General features: G+C 50.4%; 33 protein-coding genes and 1 tRNA gene. 14 read left to right on the top strand and 20 right to left on the bottom strand.

Annotated elements, in window-relative coordinates; all coding sequences use genetic code 11:
* Positions 1 to 4 precede the first annotated feature (4 nt).
* The 3 genes from E7745_RS08750 to E7745_RS08740 form a co-directional block, all read right to left on the bottom strand.
* Positions 5 to 508 (bottom strand): N-acetylmuramoyl-L-alanine amidase, encoded by a 504-nt coding sequence (locus E7745_RS08750; RefSeq protein WP_136408666.1) that lies wholly within the window; start codon positions 506 to 508, stop codon positions 5 to 7.
* Between the two features lie 3 nt (positions 509 to 511).
* A complete protein-coding gene (locus E7745_RS08745) occupies positions 512 to 1,507 on the bottom strand; it encodes a hypothetical protein (RefSeq protein WP_370291906.1) in 996 nt (331 codons plus the stop codon).
* A 114-nt stretch (positions 1,508 to 1,621) separates the two neighbouring features.
* The gene (locus E7745_RS08740) at positions 1,622 to 2,566 is read right to left on the bottom strand and encodes a phage protease (RefSeq protein ID WP_136408664.1); all 945 of its coding nucleotides are present in this window, start codon (positions 2,564 to 2,566) and stop codon (positions 1,622 to 1,624) included.
* A gap of 201 nt (positions 2,567 to 2,767) precedes the next feature.
* Here E7745_RS08740 and E7745_RS08735 point away from each other — a divergent pair, with 201 nt between their 5' ends.
* The 12 genes from E7745_RS08735 to E7745_RS08675 all read left to right on the top strand — a co-directional run bounded on the left by E7745_RS08735 (position 2,768) and on the right by E7745_RS08675 (position 13,552).
* Positions 2,768 to 3,256, top strand: coding sequence for a DUF1804 family protein (locus E7745_RS08735; protein WP_136408663.1), 489 nt, complete (start codon positions 2,768 to 2,770; stop codon positions 3,254 to 3,256).
* Positions 3,246 to 4,814 (top strand): hypothetical protein, encoded by a 1,569-nt coding sequence (locus E7745_RS08730; RefSeq protein WP_136408662.1) that lies wholly within the window; start codon positions 3,246 to 3,248, stop codon positions 4,812 to 4,814. The genes E7745_RS08735 and E7745_RS08730 overlap by 11 nt, the downstream gene beginning before the upstream one ends.
* A 1-nt stretch (position 4,815) precedes the next feature.
* On the top strand, positions 4,816 to 5,046 hold the full coding sequence (locus tag E7745_RS08725; RefSeq protein ID WP_136408661.1) for a hypothetical protein: 231 nt from the start codon (positions 4,816 to 4,818) through the stop codon (positions 5,044 to 5,046).
* A 10-nt stretch (positions 5,047 to 5,056) separates the two neighbouring features.
* On the top strand, positions 5,057 to 5,473 hold the full coding sequence (locus tag E7745_RS08720; protein ID WP_136408660.1) for a phage protein Gp36 family protein: 417 nt from the start codon (positions 5,057 to 5,059) through the stop codon (positions 5,471 to 5,473).
* A 4-nt stretch (positions 5,474 to 5,477) separates the two neighbouring features.
* Positions 5,478 to 6,815 (top strand): DUF935 family protein, encoded by a 1,338-nt coding sequence (locus E7745_RS08715; protein WP_136408659.1) that lies wholly within the window; start codon positions 5,478 to 5,480, stop codon positions 6,813 to 6,815.
* A gap of 14 nt (positions 6,816 to 6,829) precedes the next feature.
* Positions 6,830 to 8,131, top strand: coding sequence for a phage minor head protein (locus E7745_RS08710; protein ID WP_240740281.1), 1,302 nt, complete (start codon positions 6,830 to 6,832; stop codon positions 8,129 to 8,131).
* Positions 8,132 to 8,238: 107 nt separating this feature from the next.
* Entirely contained in the window at positions 8,239 to 8,472 is a 234-nt protein-coding gene (locus E7745_RS08705; RefSeq protein ID WP_136408658.1) for a hypothetical protein, read from the top strand.
* Between the two features lie 383 nt (positions 8,473 to 8,855).
* Positions 8,856 to 10,160: a reverse transcriptase domain-containing protein gene (locus tag E7745_RS08695; RefSeq protein WP_136408656.1), complete on the top strand. Its 1,305-nt coding sequence runs from the start codon at positions 8,856 to 8,858 to the stop codon at positions 10,158 to 10,160.
* Positions 10,161 to 10,162: 2 nt separating this feature from the next.
* A complete protein-coding gene (locus E7745_RS08690) occupies positions 10,163 to 10,648 on the top strand; it encodes a hypothetical protein (protein WP_136408655.1) in 486 nt (161 codons plus the stop codon).
* Positions 10,649 to 11,043: 395 nt separating this feature from the next.
* Positions 11,044 to 12,273 carry an ISAs1 family transposase gene (locus E7745_RS08685; protein ID WP_240740280.1) on the top strand — a complete coding sequence of 410 codons (1,230 nt, stop codon included), beginning with the start codon at positions 11,044 to 11,046 and terminating at the stop codon, positions 12,271 to 12,273.
* Positions 12,274 to 12,405: 132 nt separating this feature from the next.
* Positions 12,406 to 12,612, top strand: coding sequence for a hypothetical protein (locus tag E7745_RS15055; protein WP_136409187.1), 207 nt, complete (start codon positions 12,406 to 12,408; stop codon positions 12,610 to 12,612).
* A gap of 67 nt (positions 12,613 to 12,679) precedes the next feature.
* Positions 12,680 to 13,552 carry a DNA adenine methylase gene (locus tag E7745_RS08675; protein ID WP_136408654.1) on the top strand — a complete coding sequence of 291 codons (873 nt, stop codon included), beginning with the start codon at positions 12,680 to 12,682 and terminating at the stop codon, positions 13,550 to 13,552.
* An 84-nt stretch (positions 13,553 to 13,636) separates the two neighbouring features.
* Here the strand turns inward: E7745_RS08675 and E7745_RS08670 are convergent, their stop codons facing one another.
* The 13 genes from E7745_RS08670 to E7745_RS08610 all read right to left on the bottom strand — a co-directional run bounded on the left by E7745_RS08670 (position 13,637) and on the right by E7745_RS08610 (position 21,016).
* A complete protein-coding gene (locus tag E7745_RS08670) occupies positions 13,637 to 14,128 on the bottom strand; it encodes a hypothetical protein (protein WP_370291693.1) in 492 nt (163 codons plus the stop codon).
* Positions 14,125 to 14,682, bottom strand: coding sequence for a phage virion morphogenesis protein (locus tag E7745_RS08665; protein ID WP_136408653.1), 558 nt, complete (start codon positions 14,680 to 14,682; stop codon positions 14,125 to 14,127). The genes E7745_RS08670 and E7745_RS08665 overlap by 4 nt, the downstream gene beginning before the upstream one ends.
* Positions 14,672 to 14,920 carry a hypothetical protein gene (locus E7745_RS08660; protein ID WP_136408652.1) on the bottom strand — a complete coding sequence of 83 codons (249 nt, stop codon included), beginning with the start codon at positions 14,918 to 14,920 and terminating at the stop codon, positions 14,672 to 14,674. Before E7745_RS08660 ends, E7745_RS08665 begins: the two co-directional genes overlap by 11 nt.
* A 209-nt stretch (positions 14,921 to 15,129) precedes the next feature.
* A complete protein-coding gene (locus E7745_RS08650) occupies positions 15,130 to 15,783 on the bottom strand; it encodes a DUF3164 family protein (protein ID WP_136408650.1) in 654 nt (217 codons plus the stop codon).
* Positions 15,784 to 15,804: 21 nt separating this feature from the next.
* On the bottom strand, positions 15,805 to 15,969 hold the full coding sequence (locus E7745_RS14840; protein ID WP_168182060.1) for a hypothetical protein: 165 nt from the start codon (positions 15,967 to 15,969) through the stop codon (positions 15,805 to 15,807).
* 1 nt (position 15,970) lies between these two features.
* Positions 15,971 to 16,459 (bottom strand): hypothetical protein, encoded by a 489-nt coding sequence (locus E7745_RS08645; RefSeq protein WP_205746903.1) that lies wholly within the window; start codon positions 16,457 to 16,459, stop codon positions 15,971 to 15,973.
* Positions 16,440 to 16,658: a hypothetical protein gene (locus E7745_RS08640; RefSeq protein WP_136408649.1), complete on the bottom strand. Its 219-nt coding sequence runs from the start codon at positions 16,656 to 16,658 to the stop codon at positions 16,440 to 16,442. The genes E7745_RS08645 and E7745_RS08640 overlap by 20 nt, the downstream gene beginning before the upstream one ends.
* 5 nt (positions 16,659 to 16,663) lie before the next feature.
* Positions 16,664 to 16,885 carry a hypothetical protein gene (locus E7745_RS08635; RefSeq protein ID WP_136408648.1) on the bottom strand — a complete coding sequence of 74 codons (222 nt, stop codon included), beginning with the start codon at positions 16,883 to 16,885 and terminating at the stop codon, positions 16,664 to 16,666.
* The gene (locus E7745_RS08630; protein WP_136408647.1) at positions 16,886 to 17,512 is read right to left on the bottom strand and encodes an AAA family ATPase; all 627 of its coding nucleotides are present in this window, start codon (positions 17,510 to 17,512) and stop codon (positions 16,886 to 16,888) included. It lies immediately after the preceding gene.
* 2 nt (positions 17,513 to 17,514) lie between these two features.
* Positions 17,515 to 17,745 carry a hypothetical protein gene (locus tag E7745_RS08625; RefSeq protein ID WP_240740279.1) on the bottom strand — a complete coding sequence of 77 codons (231 nt, stop codon included), beginning with the start codon at positions 17,743 to 17,745 and terminating at the stop codon, positions 17,515 to 17,517.
* Complete coding sequence (locus E7745_RS08620; RefSeq protein ID WP_136408646.1) at positions 17,742 to 18,614, bottom strand: ATP-binding protein; 873 nt, start codon at positions 18,612 to 18,614, stop codon at positions 17,742 to 17,744. Before E7745_RS08620 ends, E7745_RS08625 begins: the two co-directional genes overlap by 4 nt.
* Before the next feature lie 25 nt (positions 18,615 to 18,639).
* Positions 18,640 to 20,643: a hypothetical protein gene (locus E7745_RS08615; protein ID WP_136408645.1), complete on the bottom strand. Its 2,004-nt coding sequence runs from the start codon at positions 20,641 to 20,643 to the stop codon at positions 18,640 to 18,642.
* A 4-nt stretch (positions 20,644 to 20,647) separates the two neighbouring features.
* A complete protein-coding gene (locus tag E7745_RS08610) occupies positions 20,648 to 21,016 on the bottom strand; it encodes a hypothetical protein (protein WP_136408644.1) in 369 nt (122 codons plus the stop codon).
* A 61-nt stretch (positions 21,017 to 21,077) separates the two neighbouring features.
* On the opposite strand from E7745_RS08610, the gene E7745_RS08605 reads away from it, so the two are divergent.
* Complete coding sequence (locus E7745_RS08605) at positions 21,078 to 21,350, top strand: hypothetical protein (RefSeq protein WP_136408643.1); 273 nt, start codon at positions 21,078 to 21,080, stop codon at positions 21,348 to 21,350.
* Between the two features lie 8 nt (positions 21,351 to 21,358).
* Here E7745_RS08605 and E7745_RS08600 read toward each other — a convergent pair whose 3' ends face one another.
* The 4 genes from E7745_RS08600 to E7745_RS08590 form a co-directional block, all read right to left on the bottom strand.
* A complete protein-coding gene (locus E7745_RS08600) occupies positions 21,359 to 21,577 on the bottom strand; it encodes a hypothetical protein (RefSeq protein WP_136408642.1) in 219 nt (72 codons plus the stop codon).
* Positions 21,578 to 21,590: 13 nt separating this feature from the next.
* Positions 21,591 to 21,665: transfer RNA gene (locus E7745_RS14835), tRNA-OTHER, on the bottom strand.
* A gap of 103 nt (positions 21,666 to 21,768) precedes the next feature.
* A complete protein-coding gene (locus E7745_RS08595; protein WP_136408641.1) occupies positions 21,769 to 22,041 on the bottom strand; it encodes a hypothetical protein in 273 nt (90 codons plus the stop codon).
* A gap of 4 nt (positions 22,042 to 22,045) precedes the next feature.
* Positions 22,046 to 22,456, bottom strand: coding sequence for a hypothetical protein (locus E7745_RS08590; protein ID WP_136408640.1), 411 nt, complete (start codon positions 22,454 to 22,456; stop codon positions 22,046 to 22,048).
* A gap of 306 nt (positions 22,457 to 22,762) precedes the next feature.
* Here E7745_RS08590 and E7745_RS08585 point away from each other — a divergent pair, with 306 nt between their 5' ends.
* On the top strand, positions 22,763 to 23,062 hold the full coding sequence (locus E7745_RS08585) for a hypothetical protein (RefSeq protein ID WP_136408639.1): 300 nt from the start codon (positions 22,763 to 22,765) through the stop codon (positions 23,060 to 23,062).
* The last annotated feature ends 30 nt before the right edge of the window (positions 23,063 to 23,092 follow it).

Genomic DNA, 23,092 nt, shown 5'->3' with positions numbered 1-23,092 from the left:
TTGATTATTGGTTGATGCCGATAGATTTAAGCCACTCCGAAACTTCAAAGCTCGGACACGCTTTCATAAACTCGAAGGGTTCGATGATGCCATTGCCGTTAAGGTCGGGCGACAGGTCGCGGTGTCCTATGATCTTGACATCGGGGAACCGGCGGTGGAAATTGAGGACGTAAGCGGCCATTGCTTTTTTCTGAGCCGCTGTCCGGGTATCCTTCGGATTCATAGACTCGTCACAGCCACCTGCATACACGATGTGTCGGCTGATGGAGTTGTAGCCCTTGGCTCCGTTGGTAACTTCCCACGGATCGACATTGGCATCCTCGTTATTATTCACAAGACGCTCGACTGTGCCGTCGAGCCGGAACAGGTCTGTGTAGCCTACCTGCTTCCATCCCCTGCCACCGGCACTCACCGGGGAGCAATGCATACGCCGTATGTCTGCGGCGGACACATCACGACCCTCCGGGGTGGCGGTGCAGTGAATTACAAGATACTTGAGTCTTGCCATGCGTTACTTACCTTCAGTCTGTGTACCGCCACCTGTAGTCGGAGCGGTATAGCCACTCATCATTACAGCACCGGCATCAGCCTTCTTAGGCATTGCGATGAAGTAATGGCGGAAGTTGATTTTATTACGCTGGTATTCGGGGTCGGTCGAAGCCTCGCTGTAATACATCTTTGTGGAGCCGGTAGCCTTGAACACACGGGGAACATAGAAGGCAAATGAACACTGGAATTCACCTGCACTTGCAGCTGCTTGGACTGCCTTTTTCTTACCGGCGGTTGTATAGACAGGGTTGTCTCCGTAAGTATAGATGTCAAAGCCATACAGATTGCCGACAGTGCCGGTATTGCGGTTGATATTGAACTGCTCACGGAATGTCTGCTCGGAACGCAGCAGGTCGTTTACATGGTCGGGGCAAAGGACAAGACGACGATTCGAGGCCGGCACCTTGAGGTTGTCGAGAGCCTCTTTCAGACTGATTAGGTCGTTAAGGGTAAGACGATGTCGGCCTGTTGTGGGGTCTGCTGCGCCGGTAGTCTTAAGGACGGGTGTCTTGTCTGTATTCTCCTGTGCGCACAGTGCGTGTGCCGCTTTTGCGAATTTAGCATCGCTGAGGGCGTTGGCATGGCTTTCCTTGACACGGGACATCTTGTCATACGAAATGGCATACAGTTCATCGTCGGTGACGGGAGTGACCTTTGTCTGGAATTTGTCGAGCGAGATGGCGATATCCTTATCTTCGAGTGCCTGAAGCGGAATCGGATAGGTCGTGTTATTGATGAGGACATCGGGGTCAACACCCACTTCTACAAGGTGGATGACATCGTTGTTGACGATAGACGATTGGTCAGGAACACCGTCGAGCCATGAGCCTGTTAGGAACTCGCGGAGTCCTTTCACAAGCTCGCCTGTCCATACCTCGGTATAGACTCCGGCACGGAGTGCGCCTTTGGGGACCGGCGCGAAGCTCATGGTGATGCCTATGGCCACCATGAAGAGCATACCGACGAGAGGGGGAACGCCGAGAAGCGTTGCGATGATTGCGCCCATGAGCATATTGAAAAGCAGAGCGCAGATGGTTTTGGATGCTGTTTTCATCATTGTTGATATTTTTGGTTAGATGTTGCAATCGTAGCCATATTCGGCTTTGAAGAGACGGCGATATTCTGTCGGATTCTCGCTGCGCATTTTGCGGAGTTCATCTTCGGGAACCTCGCGGAACTTGTTGTAGGTCTTCTGACCGGCAGGGGGTGTGCTACCGTTAGACGGAGTGATGGTTTTACTGAGCTTTGCCGCCGGGGTCATTGCGTCGAGGGTCGCCTTGAGACTGTCGATGCCGATTGTCTTGCCAAGGTTGATGAAATGTTCCTTCTTATCGGGTGTGAGACGGTTTTCCTTGATGGCGGTCTCGACGGCAGAAGTAACCTGCGAGAGAGTCAGCGCATCCTTGTCTTTTTTGAGCTGCTCCACTTCTGCGGCAGTAAGGTTCAGCTCGCCGATTTTTGCAAGCACGGCGGTCTCGTCAGCCGTTTCCGGCAAACCCAGTTTGAGGGCGATGGTCTTGAGTTCCATTTGTTGTTTTGTTGTTTGAGGTTTATTACTGAGCATAGGCAGGGGATTTTCGCTGTCCCTGCCCAGCGTTATCTGCTTTCCGTTGTGGCGCATGACTATGGCATTGTCATTGGCTCCGATGTCAACTATGGAGGTCTCGAAGATCTTGCTCTTCGTAATGGTCGGCGCAGTCTGCCCGGCAACGAGATGTTCCGGCTTTTCACTAAGCTCAAGGACATCGATTCCGATGCTGACCATTCGGAGAGAACCTACCTCCCATTGTTTTTTACACTGCTTGGACAATTCAGTCGCGCAGTCGAAGACCGGCTCGCCGCTGATCTCGCCATTCTTGACCTCGATGTCCTTCATGTAACCGATGACCTTGCCGCGCTCGTGCATGTACAGCAGCACAGGGTTCCGCTCATATTGTGCGGTGTCACACCCGGCTGTCAATACCCGGCTTCCGTGGCTGTTGAGACTGTCATCAGTCATTCTTACTCTTTTTCCCATTGCGGTCGTTGCGTTTGAAATTCGGTGCAATATTACGACGTAATCCTCTGCCCGACAAGAAAGTGTGCAACGGTTGCACACTTGTATGAAACCGTTGCACACTTTTTTTGCTCTTAGGCGTGAACTCTCCAAATTTGCATAGTTTTTCGGCTCGACACCATCATGCTTGCCGAAATGTAACCGCGCAAAATCATTATCAACATGACAAAAGCAGAACTCGAAAGAAAAAAAGACCTTGCCCGTACCTTGTATATGTCCGGGAAGGAGCAGACCGAGATCGCGGACATGGTCGGCGTATCGAGGGTAACTATATCGAAATGGTGTACCGCCGACGGATGGAAGGAAACCCGTGCGGCAAAAACAATATCACGCCCGGAACTGATCAAGAAGCTGCTGCTTGCCACAAACACCCTTCTTGACAAAGTGAACGCCTCCGGCGACCTCAACCTTATCGACAGTCTCGGAGACAAGCTGTCCAAACTGACAGCCGCCATTGATAAACTTGACAAGTCACAGGCTAACGTCGTGGCGGCAATAGAAGTATTCACCGCCTTCTCGAAATATCTTGAATTCCGTGCTAAGACAGACCCAGAGATCACACTTGAGCTTATCAAGACTGTAAACAGGTTGCAGGACGGGTTCCTCATAGAATCTTTTAACAAGGGAACTCTCGTTTGCTATGGCGACTAAATGGACAAAAGAGCAGAAGGAGGCGTTTGAACGGTGGCAGGAACATTGCCGGGAGGTTCAGACGCTGACGGCTGTGTCTATGGCTATCGCCAAAGAGACCCCGGTTGAACGCGACAGGCGCATAAAGCGGCTGCTCTCGAACTATGACGAGTTCTGCGAGTATTACTTCGCCCATTTCCTTACATTGCGCGACAAGACAACCGGCGAGATCATCAAGACGATACACAACGCTCCATTCCACACGAAGGCCGCTCTGAAGATAAGGAATACCCCCAACCTCAAGGCTGTGTTCAAATGGCCGAGAGGTCATGCCAAGTCAACCCATATCGGTGTGTTCATTCCTCTTTGGCTTATTTTCCAACCGAAGAGACTCATCAATTTTATGATAACCGTCGGCAAGTCCGAGGACAACGCAATACGTCTGCTCGGCGATTTACAGGCCGAACTTGAATTCAATCAGAAATTGATCGCTGACTTCGGCGAGCAAAAAAACCTCGGTTCTTGGCTTGAGGGGGAATTCAAGACCAAGGGCGGTGCCAAGTTCCTCGCTGTTGGCCGTGGACAGTCTCCCCGTGGTCTCCGTGACCGCGAGGCTCGCCCGGACTATATTGTCATCGATGACTTGGACGATGACGAGATATGCCGGAATGAAAAGCGTATAAAAGATTTGACCGATTGGGTGAAGGAGGCTCTGTTCGGTGCGCTCGACGTTGGCCGTGGTCGTTTTATCATGGTCGGCAACCTTATCTCCAAAAACTCTGTGCTTGCCAATATTGCCGCTTCCAAAGGTGTTCATGTGTCCGAGATAAAGGCCGTTGACAGCGATGGGAACCCTGTATGGGCTGAAAAATGGACTAAGGAGGAAGCACAGGAATATAAGGATTTTGTCGGATACAGGGCATGGGAAAAGGAGATGATGCACAACCCCATCACGGACGGCACCATCTTCAGGCATGAATGGATTCGGTTCAAGCGTATGCCCAAACTCGACAAGTACGATATGCTTGTCTGCTACACCGACCCGTCTTTCAAGTCGACCACAGCCAATGACTACAAGGCGTGTCGCCTGTGGGGTAAGATAGGAACCGAGCTGCACCTTATCGACACATACGTCCGACAGGATACCGTTTCCGGGATGGTGCGTTGGCTATACAACCTCTATGAAAGTTTGCCGGAGAATGTCGTAGTGACATTCTATATGGAGGCGAATTTTATGCAGGATATTATCCTCGATGAGTTTGCGACTGAAGGAAACATTCGCGGCTATCAGCTGCCAATCATGCCGGACACCCGAAAAAAGCCAGAGAAGATTCAACGCATCGAGGCGGTCTCGCCTCTGTGGGAGCGTGGATTCGTATTCTACAACGAAGCTCTCAAGGGTACCCCGGACATGGAGGTAGGCATAGAGCAGACTCTTGCACTTGAACGTGGCTCCCGTGTCCATGATGACGCGCCGGACGCAGACGAAGGTGCTATATGGTTTCTACAGCGAAGCACGAGACAAGAGACATTCAAACCGGTGTCGATACCGCGTCGGCACCCTAAAAATTCATGGTGATATGTTCAAGACCATCAAAAAGTATTATGCCGCATGGCGTTTCAAGAGAGCCGTGCGCAAAGCAAAAAAACTCGCCGGACTGTTCGGCAGGAAGTATTACGTCATCAACCTCGGCGGCTCTCTCAAAGTCGTCCCGAAACAGACAATCAAGGAACTTATCAAGCGCAAACGGTTCCGCAAAGGCGTGACCGTCGAGGATATCGAGAGACACGCTCTTTTCGTAACAACTTAACTTCAGCATCATGTTTATCACCGACACCGACTACGCCGTGGTCATAGGCGAAGATGCGCTCAAGGTTATCTCACGTGCCTCTGAGGAAAACCGCGCCAACGCGGAACTTGAGGCAATCGAGGAAATCTCCGGGTATCTGCGTCCTGTCTATGATTGCGAGGCGATTTTTTCAGCCGAAGGGGATGCCCGGAACAGGCTTATTGTCATGCGGACTGCCGACATAGCCCTCTATCATCTTGTTGCCTCACTCCCTCAGAAGATGGGTATCGAGATACGCAAGGAGCGTTATGAACGGGCTATCGAATGGCTTGAGGGTGTTCAGTCAGGCAAAATCATCCCGGACTTGCCGCTGATTGAGGAAGAGCACACTCCCGTCATGAACGGCACAATATTTCACTCGGAGCCACGGCTCCGTCATAATTGGTAATACTATGGGCGTACTCGACAAATTCCTTGAGAACTTCCGCTCCAAAAAGAGCGACCCCATGATACTCCAGACCCCATACGGAGAACTGAATCTTGCCAAGCCGAAAGACCGGGCAAAGTTTCAGAGCATCGTCATGGACATACATCGGACTACCGATGCACTGACGCGAAAGGACATAGCGGATTGGAGGGCGGCATGGCAGCTCGCAATAAATGTTGACAACCCTAACCGGCAGCGTCTTTATGACATTTACAGGGACGTTGCCGTTGACCTCCACCTCTCCGGCTGTATCGAGCAGCGGCGAGGGTTCGTAATGTCACGCTCGTTTAAGCTCGTCAATGAATCCGGCGACGAGGATGAGTCTGCCATGCATTATTTCGATCAATCCTGGTTCAAACAGCTTCTGCGCCTGTGCCACGATTCGTTGTGGTTCGGCCACTCATTGATTGAACTCGGAGAGCTCACGCAGGACGGGGACGGGTGCCTGTCTTATGACGGTGTCCGGCTTATACCTCGCAAGCACGTTATCTCGGAGTATCACCGCTGTGTCCAAAATGTAGGGGATGACTGGACTTCGGGCATAGACTACCACGAAAGGCCATATTCGGATTGGTTGATAGAAGCCGGACAACCCGATGATCTCGGACTCTTCCTCAAAGCGGCACAACAGACAATACCCAAAAAGAACGCACTCGCGTTTTGGGATGCCTTTGCCGAAATATTCGGTATGCCTATGCGTGTCGCAAAGACAACAACACGCGACCCAAAGGAGTGGAAACGCCTTGAGCAGATGATACAGGAAGCCGGAAGCAATCTCGGCATGGTGACCGGCATGGAGACGGAAGTTCAGTTTGTCGAATCCGGCAAAGGCGATGCCTTCAATGTATATGACAAGCGCATTGACCGTGCCAATTCGGAACTGTCGAAACTGACCATCGGCCAGACCATGACCATTGAGGACGGTTCTTCACTGTCGCAGTCAGAAACACACTTGCAGGTTTTCGAGAACCTTGTGGAGTCCGACCGCGATATGCTCCGCGACATCGTGAACAATCAGCTTATTCCCCGGATGATCAAGCACGGTTTCCCCCTCAAAGGCTTGCGCTTTGAATGGGACGATGCAGTGGATTATACCCCGGAACAACAGATTGCATACGAGACTATGGTTCTCAACAATTTCGATGTTGACCCTTCATACTTTGCCGACAAATACGGCATGCCTGTGGGAGACCGTCGGGAGACCGCACCAATCATACCACCCGGAGGTGATGGGGAAGATGGCGATGACACGAAGGCGGATGATAAGGGCAAGCAAAAGAACGGCAGACCTTTTTTCGACTAAGCCCCACTGACTATGTGGGGCTGCATGAACGCTATGCCCGTCTGCTCAAGGATATGCCGGAGGTGTTCATGGCCGGGCGCAAAGAGCGTGAGGACGAAATACGCAAGCAGCTCTCCGTTCTGTTCAACGGAATGATGAAGGCTGTGTATAAAACTGAAGGTGCGCAGCTCTCCATCGATATTCTATCCACTCCGCAAGTCCGGGAATTCATCAAGAGCCATGCGTCTGCCCTTGACTCGTCATTCGAGCAAGTCAAGATGTCCGATGCCATGCGCAAAAGGCTCCACCGCTCGGACTTTATTTTCTCTGGCATTAAAACATTCCACGAACTCAACGAGGCTTTCCCCTCACTTGTAGATGAGAACGGCGAACGAAAATCGTTTGAACGCTTTTTGAACGATGTTCGAAGCATCGACCAAACCTATAATGCAAACTACCTCCGGGCTGAGTATAACTTTGTCACCGCTTCGGCAGAAATGGCTGCTAAATGGGAAGGATTCATGCAGGATGGAGACCGATACAATCTCCAATACCGAACTCAAAAGGATGATAAGGTTCGCCCGGAACACGCCGCCCTCGATGGTGTGACCCTGCCTCCGTCTGACCCGTTTTGGGCGGAGTTCTATCCTCCGAATGGATGGAACTGCCGATGCACTGTCGTACAGGTTCGCAAGTCAAAGTATCCGGCGACATCCCACGCGGAGGCGATGAGGCTTGGCGACGAGGCTCTGCAACGCGACAGCAAAGGAATATTCCGATTCAATCCCGGACTTGAGCAAAAGACGGTGCCGGACTACAATCCATACACTATACGCCGCTGCCGGGACTGCGATATAAACAAACGGAAATTCGCATTTAGGCCGATGAACAGTCTGTGCGAGGCGTGTGCCATTATAAATGAGTGTTACAACGACCTTTCAAAATCCGAAAGTGCCGTTGTCAAAAAGCATTATATGCGTGAGATGGAACCGCTCCTTACAAAGAAAATTTCTGTCAACGGCAACGGCCATCCTATGAATGTCGGATTCTCCAAATATGGGAACAAGCATTTATATGCCGATACTTTCGGGAGAAGTTCCGTACTGACTAAAGATGATCTCGCCTCGCTTGATTCTCTTTTGGCCGGAGCGAAATTCATAAAAAAAGTGGCGAAATCAAAACCACGCCGCGACCGCATCGAGAGATTCTACTACTATGAGGCTGAACTGCACGGCAGGAAGGTCTATCTCAATGTCGGAGAGACCGACATCATATCGCGTACCGGCAAAATCAGACATGACCGATTCCTGTATTCGATAACAGATGCCATACAATAAAAAAAGAACCGACTGTGGCGACCCCTTATGCTTTACGCAAGTTTAGCCCACACACAGTGCGATTCTTGAATGCAAAAATACAAACAATTTCTGACATACAAAAGTTTATGGACAAGATTTTATTATTCCTCAAGACCTCCAACCGCTACAAGCACCTCATTGGCGGTCTTCTCGTAGGGCTGTTTGCCCTTGGTGCTATCCCGGCCATATACGCCTCGGTAGTGGCGGCGTCATGTCTTGAGTTGAAAGACAGGCTACACGGCTGCTATTGGGATTGGGTCGATTGGATTCTTACCGTTGCCGGAGGTGCCATCGCCGCTGTGTTTTGGCTTATAATTTGATATGTTCACTGCTGAACGCCAAATTATGAGTAAATTTGCAGTTCAAAAGGCAGAGTCCCTCAATAGGCCGTGTGGTCTATCGCGGCAACAACAACGCGAATGCGAATGGCGGCGTGTCGTACGCGAATGCGAATAACGATGCTTCGAATGCGAACACGAATGTCGGCTCGCGGCTGGACAACCAACAATCGGCATACATCACCGGGAACGTGTTCCCACCGAGGTGCCGAGAGGGATGAGCCTCGGCAACAGCGGCGAAAGCCGGAAAGCCGGAACACCAAGTGAACGAGTAGGGTTTGGTAGGCGAAAGCTCGAAGAACCCGGACTCAGAGAAGGAAGGCTCAAGGAGCCTGTTGTTACAAATTTCTAAAACGCTCCGCACCATGCGTCGAGAAGGACATATCATAGAGGAGATTGTCGCTTATCCAAATATGGCACAGTCATTCGACCAAGTTCTGCGAGGCACAAGCCGGAAGCGGAGCCGACAGGGTCGTTGGCTATTGGCACACCGGGAGGAGGTGATAGCGGAACTCTCGGCTCAGATTGCCGACGGCAGCTATTTCATCGCCGGTGGTTACAGGGAACGCACAATCATCGAGGGCGGCAAAGAACGGCACATACAGGTTCTCACGATGAAAGACCGCATCGCCGTCCATGCTGTGATGTCTGTTGTCGATGAGCATCTGAAACGCCGCTTCATCCGCACGACTTCGGCAAGCATCAAAGGTCGCGGTATGCACGACCTCAAGGCTTACATCGAGCGTGATCTCCGGGAACACCCGGATGAGACCCGGTTCTGCTACAAGTTCGACATCTCAAAGTTTTATGAGAGCGTCAGTCAGCAGTCCATTATCAATTGCGTCCGGCGCATCTTCAAGGATGAGAAATTGATTGTGATACTTGAGCGGTTCATCCGTATGATGCCTTCCGGGGTGAGTATAGGCTTGAGAAGTTCCCAAGGACTTTGCAACCTGCTACTGTCGGTTCACCTCGATCACATTCTTAAAGACCGTCTCGGAGTGCCTTTCTATTATCGATACTGTGATGATGGTGCCGTTCTTGCCTCTACCAAAGAGGAACTGTGGAGAATCCGGGACATCATTCACGAGTGCGTGGAATGCATCGGACTCAAGATAAAATATAACGAGCGTGTCTTCCCGGTAACCGAGGGTATTGATTTTTTGGGATACGTCATCTATCCCGACCATGCGCTCATCCGCAAGCGCATAAAGAAAAAGTTCGCCCGGAAGATGGGCGAGGTGAAAAGTCGTAAAAGACGACGTGTGCTTGTTGCCTCGTTCTACGGAATGGCCAAGCACGCGCAATGTAATAATCTCTTTAACAAATTAACAGGCATAGAAATGAAATCATTCAAAGACCTCAATGTCGCTTACAAGCCTGATGACGGCAAGAAGCGATTCCCCGGAGCGGTGGTAAGTATCCGGGAACTGGTGAACCTTCCCATCGTAGTCCGCGACTTCGAGATGGGTGTCAAGACCTCGCAGGGTGAAGACCGCTGCGTTGTCGCCATCGAGCAGAACGGTGAACAGAAGAAGTTCTTCACCAACTCGGAGGAGATGAAAAACATCCTCCAACAAGTTAGTGAAATGCCGGACGGTTTCCCTTTCGAGACCACCATCAAGGCGGAGACCTTCGGCAAAGGTAAAACCAAATACGTCTTTACTTAAACATGAAACGAGTCCAAGGCAATCCCGATGTCGCTCTGCTTGAGTGTACAAACCCGGTAAGAAACAAATGGCGTGTCCGTTGGGACGTGTCCGTCGATGAATCCGGCATCACCTCTTACATGGAGGAAGAATTCAACCATAAGCCATCCGAGGAGGAAATCAAATCCATCATCAGCGGTTGGATAAACTCTCAGACCGATTCCCGAATTCTCTCCGGCTATCGATACGATGGCAAAATGGTGTGGCTCTCCACCGAAAATCAGTTTAACTATAAGGCCGCTTACGACCTCGCGGTTCAGACTGCCGGAGCGACATTGCCCGTAACCTTCAAGCTCGGAGATGATGACAATCCGGAATATGTCACCTTCGAGACCCTTGACACCTTGACAGCCTTCTACACCGGCGCAATGCAGTTCGTTCAGAAGACGCTGCTCGACGGTTGGAATGCCAAGGATGCGATTGACTTGGAACTCTACCGAGTGAACTGACCCATCTGCCCATCGGGGGAGGGCATAAAAATGCCCCCGGCCTGTTAATAGTCGTCTCACTTACTTTTAACACAACCCGCGTAGGGAAGCTCGCCGGGGCATTAAGTCCTCCTTGAGCTTCCCTACGCGGGTGTTTTATAAGTGAGACGCTGCAAATTTAATAATTTTTCGGGACATGACCATATTTGAAATACTGAAATTCAATCGGGAACCACGGCTCTTTCATTTAAGATTTCGTCTCATTCTCGACAAATGTGTTATTTTATAGCGAGAGCAGTACGGGTGGAGAGGCTTTAACCTCTGATTTTCAAGAAAATAAGTGCAATGAAAATTTGGCCAAGTGGCAGATTTTTAGTAACTTTATAGGTGATAATCAAAGAGTTACGCCAAAAAAAATGAAGCCACTTGACCAAGTCTGTTCGACTGACGCCTATGCGCCTGATCATACCGCAAAAGTACACAATAAATTTGACACAAGGCGCAGTATCATGGAAGAACTTCGAGCGTTTGCCTCATCCGTGCCGGATTTCCGTAGATTGGACAAAGGCAATTTCCGTCACAGCCTCAACGATATCATCATGCTGATGATACTCGGACGTATGGCCGGATGCATCGGACGAGCCGAGATATTGGAGTTCGGCAGATACAACCTCAACAAATTACACAAAATGGGCCTGTTAAGGAACGGCGTACCATCTGAGGCCACGCTTTGCCGTGTGGAGAACGGCATCAACGATATGGATATGGCCGACAGGATGCAGCAGTTCGCAGACATATTCCTTGAAAGACTTACTTGCGCCAGCCGCATCATTGAAATAATCTGCATTGACGGCAAAGCCGAGCGCGGCACCGTTCAGGAAAACGGGCGAAGCCCGGATATCGTCTCTGCCTATTCGTTCAGCACCGGCATAACAATCGCCACCGAAGCCTGTCAGGAAAAGAGCAACGAGATAAAGGCCATACCGATACTTCTTGATAAAATAGATGTCGCAGGAAAGATTGTCACAGCCGACGCAATGTCTATGCAGAAGGATATTGTCGAGAAAATCAGAAAGAAAGGCGGAGACTTTCTGATAGAACTCAAAGCCAACCAGCCGTCATTGCGATACGGCATTGAGGACAGGCTAGTGGAACACACACCGGTATATTCTTACACCGAAGGTCCCGAACTGGCCCACGGCAGGATAGAGACGAGAACCTACCGCGTATATGACGGACTGGACATTATCGCAGACAAGAAGAAATGGGGCGGAAACATGACCATCATAGAGTATGAATCGTCCACAGTCAAAAAGTCAACAGGAGTACACACCTCAGAAAAACGCCTGTACGTCAGCAGTATGCCTACGCATACTCCGAAGCCAGGAATCTTCGTGCGCAACCATTGGTCAATAGAAAGTATGCACTGGGGGCTGGACTACAATCTTCAGCAGGACAATATAAAACGCAAGTCGACGAGAGCCGCCAGAAACCTCGATACCATACAAAGAATAGTTTACTCGGTGTTCTCAATATGGAAAGGACTTCGCAAGAAACAATCAGATAAGAATAAAGGCATAGCCGAACTGATCAGACATATCTCGATGAGCTTTACCAGACTGATTCGATTTTTAAGTCAAAAGTGAAAAAAATAAGATTTTGATACCAGAATAACTCTTTGATATACAGACATGGAAAAATTACCCGATTCTCAATGAACCGGGTAAGGGAAGATATGCTATTTATTTTAGGTTAAATGAAAGAGCCGTGATCGGGAACTGCTTAACAGGCTCCGTCAATCCGGAATTAGACTTGAGGATGCCGACTACATCGACCTTTTTGTTGACTTCAACAAAATGGTTGCCGACGGGGAAAAGGTGTCGTATGCGGTGGCTTGCCTTGCCACCAATTATCGAGTATCAGAGCGCAAGGTATATACTCTAATCAAGCGGTTCCAAAGCGACTGCAATCCGGCTGCAGTGTAATTCGTCACGTCGATAGTGTGCTGCGGTCGCCTGTACACTAACTTTGCATTGTCTAAACAATCAAAAAATGGCGACATCCAATCATCCACATACATTATACCTTTCCGCTCCGCTTCCATTCGTAGGACAAAAACGAATGTTTGCAAAGCATTTCATCGAAGTAATCAAACAGTATCCACCCGGTACGGTCTTTGTCGATCTGTTCGGCGGCTCCGGCCTACTGTCCCACATCACCAAATATTACCACCCGGAATCAAGGGTGATCTACAACGACTTCGACAACTACCGACACCGCATCAACAATATCGGGCGCACCAACCGGCTACTCTCCCTTATACGGCCTATCTCAGACCGTTTCGACAGGCACAAGCCTATCACCGGTGAGTCTCGCGAGCAGATATTCAAACTGCTCGAACAGGAGGAACAGGAGTCCGGTTATCTCGACTTCATCACGCTCTCGTCTTCATTGATGTTCTCTATGAAGTATAAACTGAGCATCGAAGATATGCGCTCCGAGGTATTGTATAACAATGTCCGTAAGAGCGACTATGCTCCCTGCCCGGATTATCTCGCCGGTCTTGAGATAGAATCCTGTGATTACCGGGAACTGTTCGAGAGATTTAAAGACACTCCGGGTGTGGTGTTCCTTGTTGATCCGCCATACCTTTCCACCGATGTCGGAACCTATCGTATGTATTGGCGACTCGCCGATTACCTCGATGTGCTGTCGGTTCTGCCCGGACACAACTTCATTTATTTTACTTCCGAGAAATCGTGCATTGTCGAACTGTGCGAGTGGATGGGTCGCCACCCCTCGCTCGGCGACCCGTTTGCCCGTTGTCAAAGGAGGGAGTTTAAAGCGACGATGAACTACAATGCCCGGTACACGGACATCATGCTGTTCACGATACCCGACCTTCCTCCCGACAACGCCGCATAAGGCCTTTTTCTCGCCCATATATCGCAAGAGAGCCGTCACCCGATAAAGGTAACGGCTCTCTCATTTATACGCGACACAGCGCGTTTATTGGGCTGTATGTTTGAACGCGATAAAGTTATATACTTCGATGCTTTCAACGATATCCTCGTGGTCGTGGTTTGTATGCGATTCTTCGAGGGTGAAATCTTTGAAGTTTGCACCATTGAGTCCGGCAAGGACATCGTGGATTTTATCCGGCAACTCAAAGAATCTGCCGGAACCGTCGGAACCATCGGCTACGGCAGGAGCCCAATCAGTCACGATATGCAGTCGCACTCTTGCCTCTGCACGGTACTCTATGCCCGGCACGATAGATGTCCAGTGTATCGGCTCGAATTCGATGAACACAGCCGGACGCTCCCATGCGGCTTCCTGTTCGATGAATTCCACGTTTCGGTTCCACAGGTCGATATGTTTGATGGCACGGAAGCGTACATCATCGTCCATGTCAAGAGGAGCCTCGTAATACTCCCCGGCGGCGTTGACGCATAAGAGTGTCAGACGCTGTTTGATTTTGTTGTAAAGTTCTTTTCTCATCGTTCTATAATATCGAAATCGGTGTTGAAAAATTCGGTGATGTTCTCTTCGATAATTTGCCTGACGGTCTGCTCGACCTCCGGGGCGGTTCCAAGGAATCGTCGGCGTGGTATCTTGATGGTTGAGCCGACTTTCATTAAGGCCATGAATTTCCAAAACTCTGCCTCGGTTGATAATTGAACAGTCCTCTTATCCTTACGCTGTGAGCCATCCTTGCGTCTGCCGAAAGAGCCGGTGGTCGAATAGTATTTATACCAAAAGAATCGTTTCATTTTGGCTGTGACCTTGATTTCACCGCCCTCGTTGTGAATGGCCGCTGCCGGGTGTTCGCTACGAAACACGATGCTGTTTTCGGTCTCATAGCTCATGATGCTGCGGCGAAGGCCACCGGTATCGACGAGGATATGACCTCCGGGGCGGGTGGGGCTTTTTCTGCGCTGCCAAGCCTCAGAGAAGAAAGCCTGTCGCTCAAAATTGCGGTCGAACTCATCGGTCATCTCCACTTGTATGTCGCGGAGAATGTTCTTGATTATCTGGTCATAATTATTCGCCATCGTCCGTGTCTTTAAACATATCGAAAAGATTGGGTAAATCGGGTAAGGTCTCGCTGAAACCCGGCTTTGTCGGAGCCTTCAGAAGGTTGTAAAAAGTACGCTCACAGATACCATACACAGGATATATGTACCTGCGCCATATTTCCCGGTTGGGAATTCCCTTTTTGGCGTGAAGGTCATATATCCTGTTGATGTCTGTAACTCTCTTTTGATAACTCTTTCCGGGTTTCTTACCCATGCGTCAGTGTCGTTTAGAGTGTTGGGGTTTATACGGTCTGATATCCAATGTCATCTCGCAGCTCACGGTTACCCTGCCGCTGCCCTCGCACTGAAGGCAAGTGTGAAACTCGCCTTCCTCATCCCCGGCCACCCTGCCGGTGCCTTTGCAGACCCGGCAGAGGGCGACCTTGGGTGGTCTTGATATTTCTCGTTTCATAGCCTATCGGTTTAATCGACATCTGTCATGCCGAGTGGAATGTAACGCCATGCACCCTTATCATCTTTATATTGGGCGCGGATGAACTTCTTGCTGACTGTGGGCTGATATGACTCCTCGATGATACGAACACCCTCAAGGAATTGTTCATTGCCACTGTCCTCAGCCATCTTGCGGAGCTGAAGGACTCGGCTTGCCTTGATGTTACCCTGCCCGTCACGGCTGAGAAGGCGCAGTACGGCGTTGACCAGCGACTTGGTAGCCTCATCCTTGGCAAGACTCTCGATGTATGTCTTAACCATTGCGATGCCGTCTTCTACCGTATCACGGTATCCGTCGATGCAGTTGACTCCGAGTATGATGCGGAGGGTGCTGTCGGAGTTGGTGAATGTATGGCTGCACTGTCCATCACGTGCGGCTCCGATTATCTCGGCCTTCATCTTGAGAATGGTTTCGAAGTTGCCAAAGATTTTATCCTTGGCATTCTTGAGCATTTCACTCACTTCCCGTAGCTTGGGGATGGTGGCCGCAATCTCGTCATCGACAAGAGCTGCATACTGCTGACGCTGCTGCTTGCGCTCTTCTTCGCGACGTTTTTTCTCGCGCTCGGCTTTGAAAGCCTCGAACTCTTTCCGCTCTTCGGCGGACATCTGAACTTGTTCCATAATTATGATTTTAAAGGGTGATTATTCTTCGGTGGGAATTAACTCTTCACATTGGAATTCGACGAGGTTGGCTTGGTTCGTCGCCCATTCAGCTATCTCTCGCAGGAGTTCGATGTAATCACCGTTCTCCATGTCCGAGGTGTGGAGCTGAATGTAGTTTTCGATTTGTTTTATTACTTGCTTCATTTCAGTTGTAGCTTGTCATGCCGGGAGCGGCAAGGTTTATGAGATATGTTATACGTTGCTGAGGTGTTTCCGGGGCTTGCGTCGGTTCTGACTTCTTGCGCTGCCATCCCTTGCGCTTTATGGAGCGGAGTTTGGTGGCCAGTTCCATCAGTTCCTCGATCGAGAGCTGCCCGAAGGCTTTCCCGGAGATTCGGGGGTGGCGGCAGAAATCATTTATCTGCGCCCAATCGGTCGTATCAACTTCAAGTTCCTGCATCAGCTTGAGGGCAATGCTCCGGCGACGCTTGAGTTCATCTCTCGTTCCGTTCATGCCTTCGATGGCTATGCAGAGGTCGTCATATTCCTTCCGGGTCATCTCCTTGAGGGAGTCGGTGCGTCCGGCAGTGTACTGCAACACAAACTGACGCTTTGCCTCGTCCGGCTCGCCATGAATGGTGAGCTTGTGAAAGGCGGAGTAGAACCGCCCGAAGTTAGTTACCTGTTGTTTCATCGTTCTTGCTCTGTTCTTGTTTATAGTGAAGCATTGCCATCAGAGTCTCTTCAGGCAGGTGCTTTGCCACTCCTAAGAAATATGTGTCCACATATTCGGCGATTGCCCATTCAGAGGCATACTCAAGGTTCTTCTCGATGAATTGAGTTTTTTCGGATCGGCCTAACTGACGAAAGACCTGATTGATGTTTTGTGCCATGTTATTTATTGTTTATTCGGTTTCCAATCTATCGTTACCAAGGCGATTACCTCGCCTGTTCCTTCACAGTCGGGACAATCCTTTTTTATATCCGCATAAGGCAGGAATCGCTCCATGAAGAAACCTTTGCCGCCGCAGTACGGACAGGTCATTGGCCGGGAACAGAACCCTTCTTTTCGGATGCGTCCGTTCGGCTCAAGTATTATCATTTCTTTTTTCGTACTCATTTATCCGATATTGTTTGAAGTTCTTAAAACACCTTCTTCCCACACTACATAATAGCTGCCGGGATCTTCGGTGAATCGTCCTTGGCAAAATGCCTTGTAACCTACCACCCGGACTTTGATCCCGGCAATGTAGCGGAGCCGCACGGCAGCTTTGCCCATTGGCTGACCTTTGTGTTCCTGCGAGATGAAGATGAAACTCTTTGCCGGGAAACGGTCTATCAGCTGCTTTGCTTGGTCGTATGTCCACCCTGCCACCTGAAAGCTGTCCACAATCACAAAGTGGGGACTTTTAGGTTTGGCAAGTCGCTCTATAAGCTCATCATAGGTATCGCTCGTCGCAACCCGGAACCGACCTTGCACCTCGCCCATCTTGAATCGCTCGACACGCTCCTTGAACGATTGGCTCACACCTTCCTCGAAGGAACAGTAGAGTGTCATTCCGTAGTTGCAGAGTTCCTTGGCGAGCTGCATCACAAAGCTGCTCTTGCCGGAAGCGGACGCGCCGCTGATAAACCACGCCTCGTTGATGGTCGGGGTGCCGAAAGGTCGGCTCCACCGCTCACCCCACGGCAAGGTTTTGTAGGTCTTGGCAAGAACCTCTTTCGGACTATATGCTCGCTTTGCCATCGTTACTTCTTCTCTTGAGGCTTTTTCAGTTCCGCTATAAGCAAATCTGCCTCTGCTACAGCGTCCTTAACATCATCCTCTCTTGATGTCAAGAGTTTTCTGCGCTCCATATAGACGGCGAATGCTATCTCGTATCGACGCTGCTCCCAATCGATTTCGCCACGTTGGAGACGCTTGCCCATTCTGATGACGGTCTCCATGTATTCTTTTTCAATTACGCTTATCATTATCATTGTCTTTTAAGTTTTTCGATTTCAGTGTAAACTCGGCGAAGTCCGCCACCCGTCTTCCGGGCAATCTCCCCGGCATCGATGCCTTCCGGTGCGTTGAGCTTGGCAACGATCCGCGCCTGTTCAATGAGGAACTTGGTGCGCTCTTTGCTGTCATCCGGCGTAACCTTGCTGTAGCGATCACCGTAGCGACTGAGCATCTCAGTGTAGCCGACCTTCTTGCACTCGATGGATCGGTTGATTTTCTCCTTGAGTCCGTCGGCTCCCATCATGTACCATGCGCAGCATCGCTCGGTGGCGTTCCACAGTGCCTTGAGTTCGAGGAAGGCTTCATACTGAAGGTCTCCAGCCTCGTCAAGAATGATGAGGGGGCAGTCGATGGAGCCGAGGTAGTAAACGAGGTCTTCATACACATCCGAGTACCGGCCTTTGCTATCGACACCGAACTCAGCGGCAATTTTGCGCACGAGCTTGAGCTTGGTCTTTACCTGCGAGCAGTCGATGTAGATGGCGTTGGGGTGCGTCTTGACATAGTGCCGTGCGGTGAAAGTCTTGCCGATATTGGGCTGGTCGCAGAGGATTGCGCTGATGCCGCTCGACTGACAGGCCTCCAACTGCGCCGTGATGAACATGAAGGTCGGGGTCTTGGCGACCTTCCATTCGATTTCACCCCGGAGGCTGACTCCGAGCTTACGGGCGATGCTTATCCAGTTGGCATCGCTCAGAACCCGGTCGGTCTGCCCGTTCTTGACCGCGCTGTAAACCGAGGTCGTGATGCCGAGTGAGGCGGCGTGTTTCGCGTCACTCGGATAGTTGGCGCGGTTCGCCTTGATTGCGGCGAGGATTTTGTTTTTGACGTCTGTTGTAATCATATTCTAACAGTGTTATAATTTCGTTCTATAAGTCTTGCAAGGCTCGTGCGGCGTAGTCTTCACTGAGGCCGTATTCTTGCGTTTCTCGCGTTTCCGACTCCGGGACGATAACTTCTTCCACCTCGATCGTCTGAGGCCGTGTGTCGCGCTCTATTACGCCCACACGCCCGATGGCGTTGTCTTCGACATATTTGTTGAAGTGGCTGATCTTTTTTCGCTGCTCTGTGAAGATTCTCTCGTCCTCCTCGGTCTGCTCGGCACGGGCGGTGTTGTAGGTGCCGAGGTTCTCAAGCCGGTCGATATACATATCGCCTTGGTAGATGAACATATCGGTGATCTTGCCCTCCTCGTCTGTGAGGTAGTAGGCTTCGACCTTGTAGTCATTGGGGGCGAGCAGCTCGATGACTTCGGTCTTGCTCAGCCACCAATCGGCTCCGGCTACCCGGCAGTATGAGTTTCGCCGGATTGAGGTGCTGACCTTTTCGCCGACATATCGGGCTATGGTCGCTTTGTCGAGGGGTTGGAGTGTCGGATTGATGTTGGCTACAAGTACGTCCCACCTTGTCATGCCCTTGTACTTTTTCTGATTGGGATGCAGGGCATGGTTGTATTCGTAGATATCGCGCATATCGTCAGCGATCAACTCATCCCAAGTGTAGTATTCCTTCTCGACATAGGTATTGTTGAACTCATCGAATACCTTGTTGCTTTCGGTTCGGTACTGTCGGCTCTTGGCGAAGAACCTGCCGATGCCTACATGGTTGCGATGCTCGATGCTGCGTTTTTTTGCACCGTTGAACTGTTCGGCGTGTTTCTCCTGTGAGTTCATCGGAGCGCAGAACCTTACGAATGGGAACATAACACCTGCCCGGAGGAAAGAGTCCCGCCATTGGCTCATGAGGTGGTTCTCGACCTCGACCTCGGCAGGGCAACCCCAGCCTTGACGGTCGAGCAGCCTGAACATATTGCGGAACATATCAACCACAAGATCGACGTTCTTGGCGCGGTTGTAGGCGTAGCCGATACAGCAGCCGCTTGTCACGTCGTAGGCATAATATGCCTTCGGGCGAATCCGGGTGTCCTTGAGTTTGCGCGGAAGGTCGCGGTCGTCGAATGACACCTTCGACAGCGAGAACTCGCCGTGATGACGGTGCATGTGCGGCATGGTCTCGTGCATGAAGGTCGTGTAACTCATAGTCGCCTTGTCTATGATGATTTTGTTTTTCGGCTTGTTCAGATAGTTGATGATGGTCGCCTCGCTCAGAACCATCGGCTCGCCGTTCTTGTCGGCAAAGTCATCGGGGTTGAACAGTTCTCCGGATTCCGGGTCGTACACGTCAAGCTCGCCTGTAACGAAAGAGTTGTACAGTTCGAGGACGTTGGTACCCCACGGCTTGTTGGGAAGGACTGCAATGCCGAGAATAAGACGCTCGGTCTTGTGGTCAACCTTCCGGGCACACTGATTGCCGAACTTGCCGCTTATGAGACAGGCGTAACCGTTAGCCTTGTAGTCGTTGACCTTCTTGCGAAACCGCAGGGTCGATGCCGGGAGGGTGTGGCCGAAGTGTTTGCGCAGAACCTCAATGGTCGCGGCCATCATACTCCAGTCGTATTTGCCTCCGAACAGCCTTTGGGCGGTGGCCGCTCTGTCGTAGAGCTTGATGCAGGTGTTGAGAACCGAGGCGTTGGTGACGTATTCCTGTGCCTTCTCGCGTGGGAGCGTCATGCCGCACTTCTCTTTGGAGAAGAAAAAGGCCACGGCCTGTTGATCGACCTCATAGTTGCTCTTGACCCAGCCCTCAAGCCGAGCCTGTGCGCCGCCGGGATAAACTTCTTCAACTTTGTCTTTGTAGCGTTGGGGTAAGCTGTCAACGGCAATGAGAGCGTAGCTTCCCCTTGCACCGCCGCCACGTTGTACGACCTCGACACGGTTACGGTTCGTCCAATTACGATAATTGGATTCCGTAACGATGCCGCCGTCGAATAACTCGCGGGTCGATATACAAAGTCTGCCGTTGCAATATTCCATACCCTTATCTCAAAGCTGCTGCCCGTTCCTTGATTTCATAAATCATCGGAAGGGTTACATTCTCATAAACCTCAACCTCTGCACCCTTGACGTAGATGTGGCCGGTGCCATCCTTGCGATAGAACTCCAAAATGGCACCATTGTCAAATTCCATTCTCATCGTGCCATCAAAGAAGTGGATGGCCTCTCCTGCCGGAATAGAAGTCATTACTACGCCTCCATTCTCTTTTGCGACCTTGCGGATACGCTTTGTCAGGTCAGTTTCGGGGTAGTCGAGATTAAGGGCATTCCATACTGAACGCATGGTCACGTTGAAGAGCTTGGCAATCTTCTCACGTGTTTCTTTTGATACTGCGATGTTCTTTTTCATCATCTGTCTCACTTATTGGATTTTATTTATTATCTTTACAATCTCATTCACAACTGAACCAATTATGAAATACAAGATTCGGGTTCAAGTCGTAGAGTACAGCGACGATACCCAAAGAGACGAATATAAGCGCGACCTACTGTCGTTTGCGAGAATCGCTCGTATTGAGCCTCTGAAAGAGTTGATGATGCCCGGAATGGATTGTTTCGAGGTAGATTTAGATGCTCTGCCCGAACATATTCAACTTGAGTATTTACAGGCTCTGAACATCCTGCGGGTCCGAAACCCACACTATCATGTGGAACTTCGGGATTCTGAGGGAAATTCTTACTTTTAGTCATTTTCTCACTTATTTAGTCGGTTGTTAATCTCGTCGATGGCCTCTTTCAGAGCGAAGTGTCCGGCAACGAGGGCAGAGTACTGCTTGGATTGGTCGCACTCCCAGTCGTTGTGAGTTGCCTCAAACTCATCGAGGACAACCCCGGTGTCGGTGAGGTTCTGTGTCAAGGTCTCAATGAGCAGCTTGACTGCGACCTCGGTTCTTTTCTCTGAATGTTGTTTCATCTTTTCTGAAATTTGGTGGAAGGGGCAGGATTCGAACCCGCATCTCCGACTTTGTATTTGGCTACTCTACCAATTGAGCTACCCTTCCGAATTCCCCGGCGCATTTGGCAACGCCGGGGGGGTCAAATGTTGTGCCTTTCGGCTTTAACCGGCTCTCTTGCCGGAGGATCGCCCTCTCTTGGGTCTAACCCTTATAAGTCCACCGGCATCCCGCTGGAATCATAGACCTCGATGGTCAAGGCTCCGAGTCCATCATTCTCGCCACCTTGATAGAAGGCCATGTATTGGTCGCCTTGATTCTCGTAGCCGAGTCCGTGTATTTTGGCAAAGGCTTCAATTATTGCCCATCCCGCGGCTTTCGCTGAGTCCTCAGTCGGATAATCCTCGTCCAATTCGATTATGCGGCATTTATCCGGTTCGGTATAGAAGTCATGTATCTGAAACCAATAGGTCGTCTTGCTCATAGTGTTACTCGTTACAGGTTATTGCAAACAGTAGTCTTTGAAGTTCTCCTCTTAGCTCCTGCTGAGCCACCCGGCTAAGGGTTTCGGCAACATTGTGCATGATGCTTGAGCTTGTCGGGTACTGACTTCCGTCGATGAGGTTGAGTTCGATGCTCTTGATGTGACCTCCGAGCCACGTCTTGATTTTTTCAAGGTCATCCCATGCAGTGGCCGGGCGAAGTCCCCGGATAGCCTTGAGGTTGACTTGGGCTTTATACATGTCATCACCGTGCCAACGGAAGAAGTATTCGTAGTCCTCGTTCATATTGAGGGCGTATTTTTCAACTCTGCGCTCGCACTTACGGAGAAGGCGGTCGTACTCGCCCTTGAAGATTTCAAGAATCTCCTCCGTTGTCATTTTCTTTGTCTCGCTCATATCTGTAAATTTTGAGAACTCGCGGTTTTTTCGTATCTTTGGCCGCTCGTTCATTACTGAATACGCTGCAAAGGTAAGCGATAATTTTCGCACCACCAAATTTATTGACGATAATTTTCGCATTATGTGTAAAATTTTATCTCGCATAAAGGTTTTAGCGGATGCCGAGGGGGTCTCCATCGGCACCATTGAGCGTGCAATAGGTGCAAGTAGAGGAGTTATATCCAAAGCAATATCCAAGGGCACCGATATACAGTCTAAGTGGCTGGAACTCATTTGTGAAAGATTTCCCAAATATTCTCCTGTATGGCTATTGACAGGCCAAGGGATATGCTGAGAGACTCAGTAGATCACACAACAGTACCCTCGGATGAACCTCCCGAAGAGGCATCCGAGAAAAATATCGCAAATAACCCTCAAAAATTTTCGCAGCAAGATTCTAATGCCATACTCATCGAGCGTTTTATGGCTACTATAAAGGAACAGGCAGAAGAGATAGGTCGCCTCAAGGAGCGCATCGCGCAGCTTGAGCGAGAAAAAAACGTTGGCGAGGAATCCTTTCAAGCTGCCCCAAGGGAACTTTCCAAATCCACCGTGGACTTATAGAGGAATGGGAGAGGCTTGGAATATGCCCCA

The organism is Duncaniella sp. C9 (assembly GCF_004803935.1).
Classification (GTDB): Bacteria; Bacteroidota; Bacteroidia; order Bacteroidales; family Muribaculaceae; genus Duncaniella; species Duncaniella muris.
This window is presented reverse-complemented; position numbering and strand designations above follow the sequence as displayed.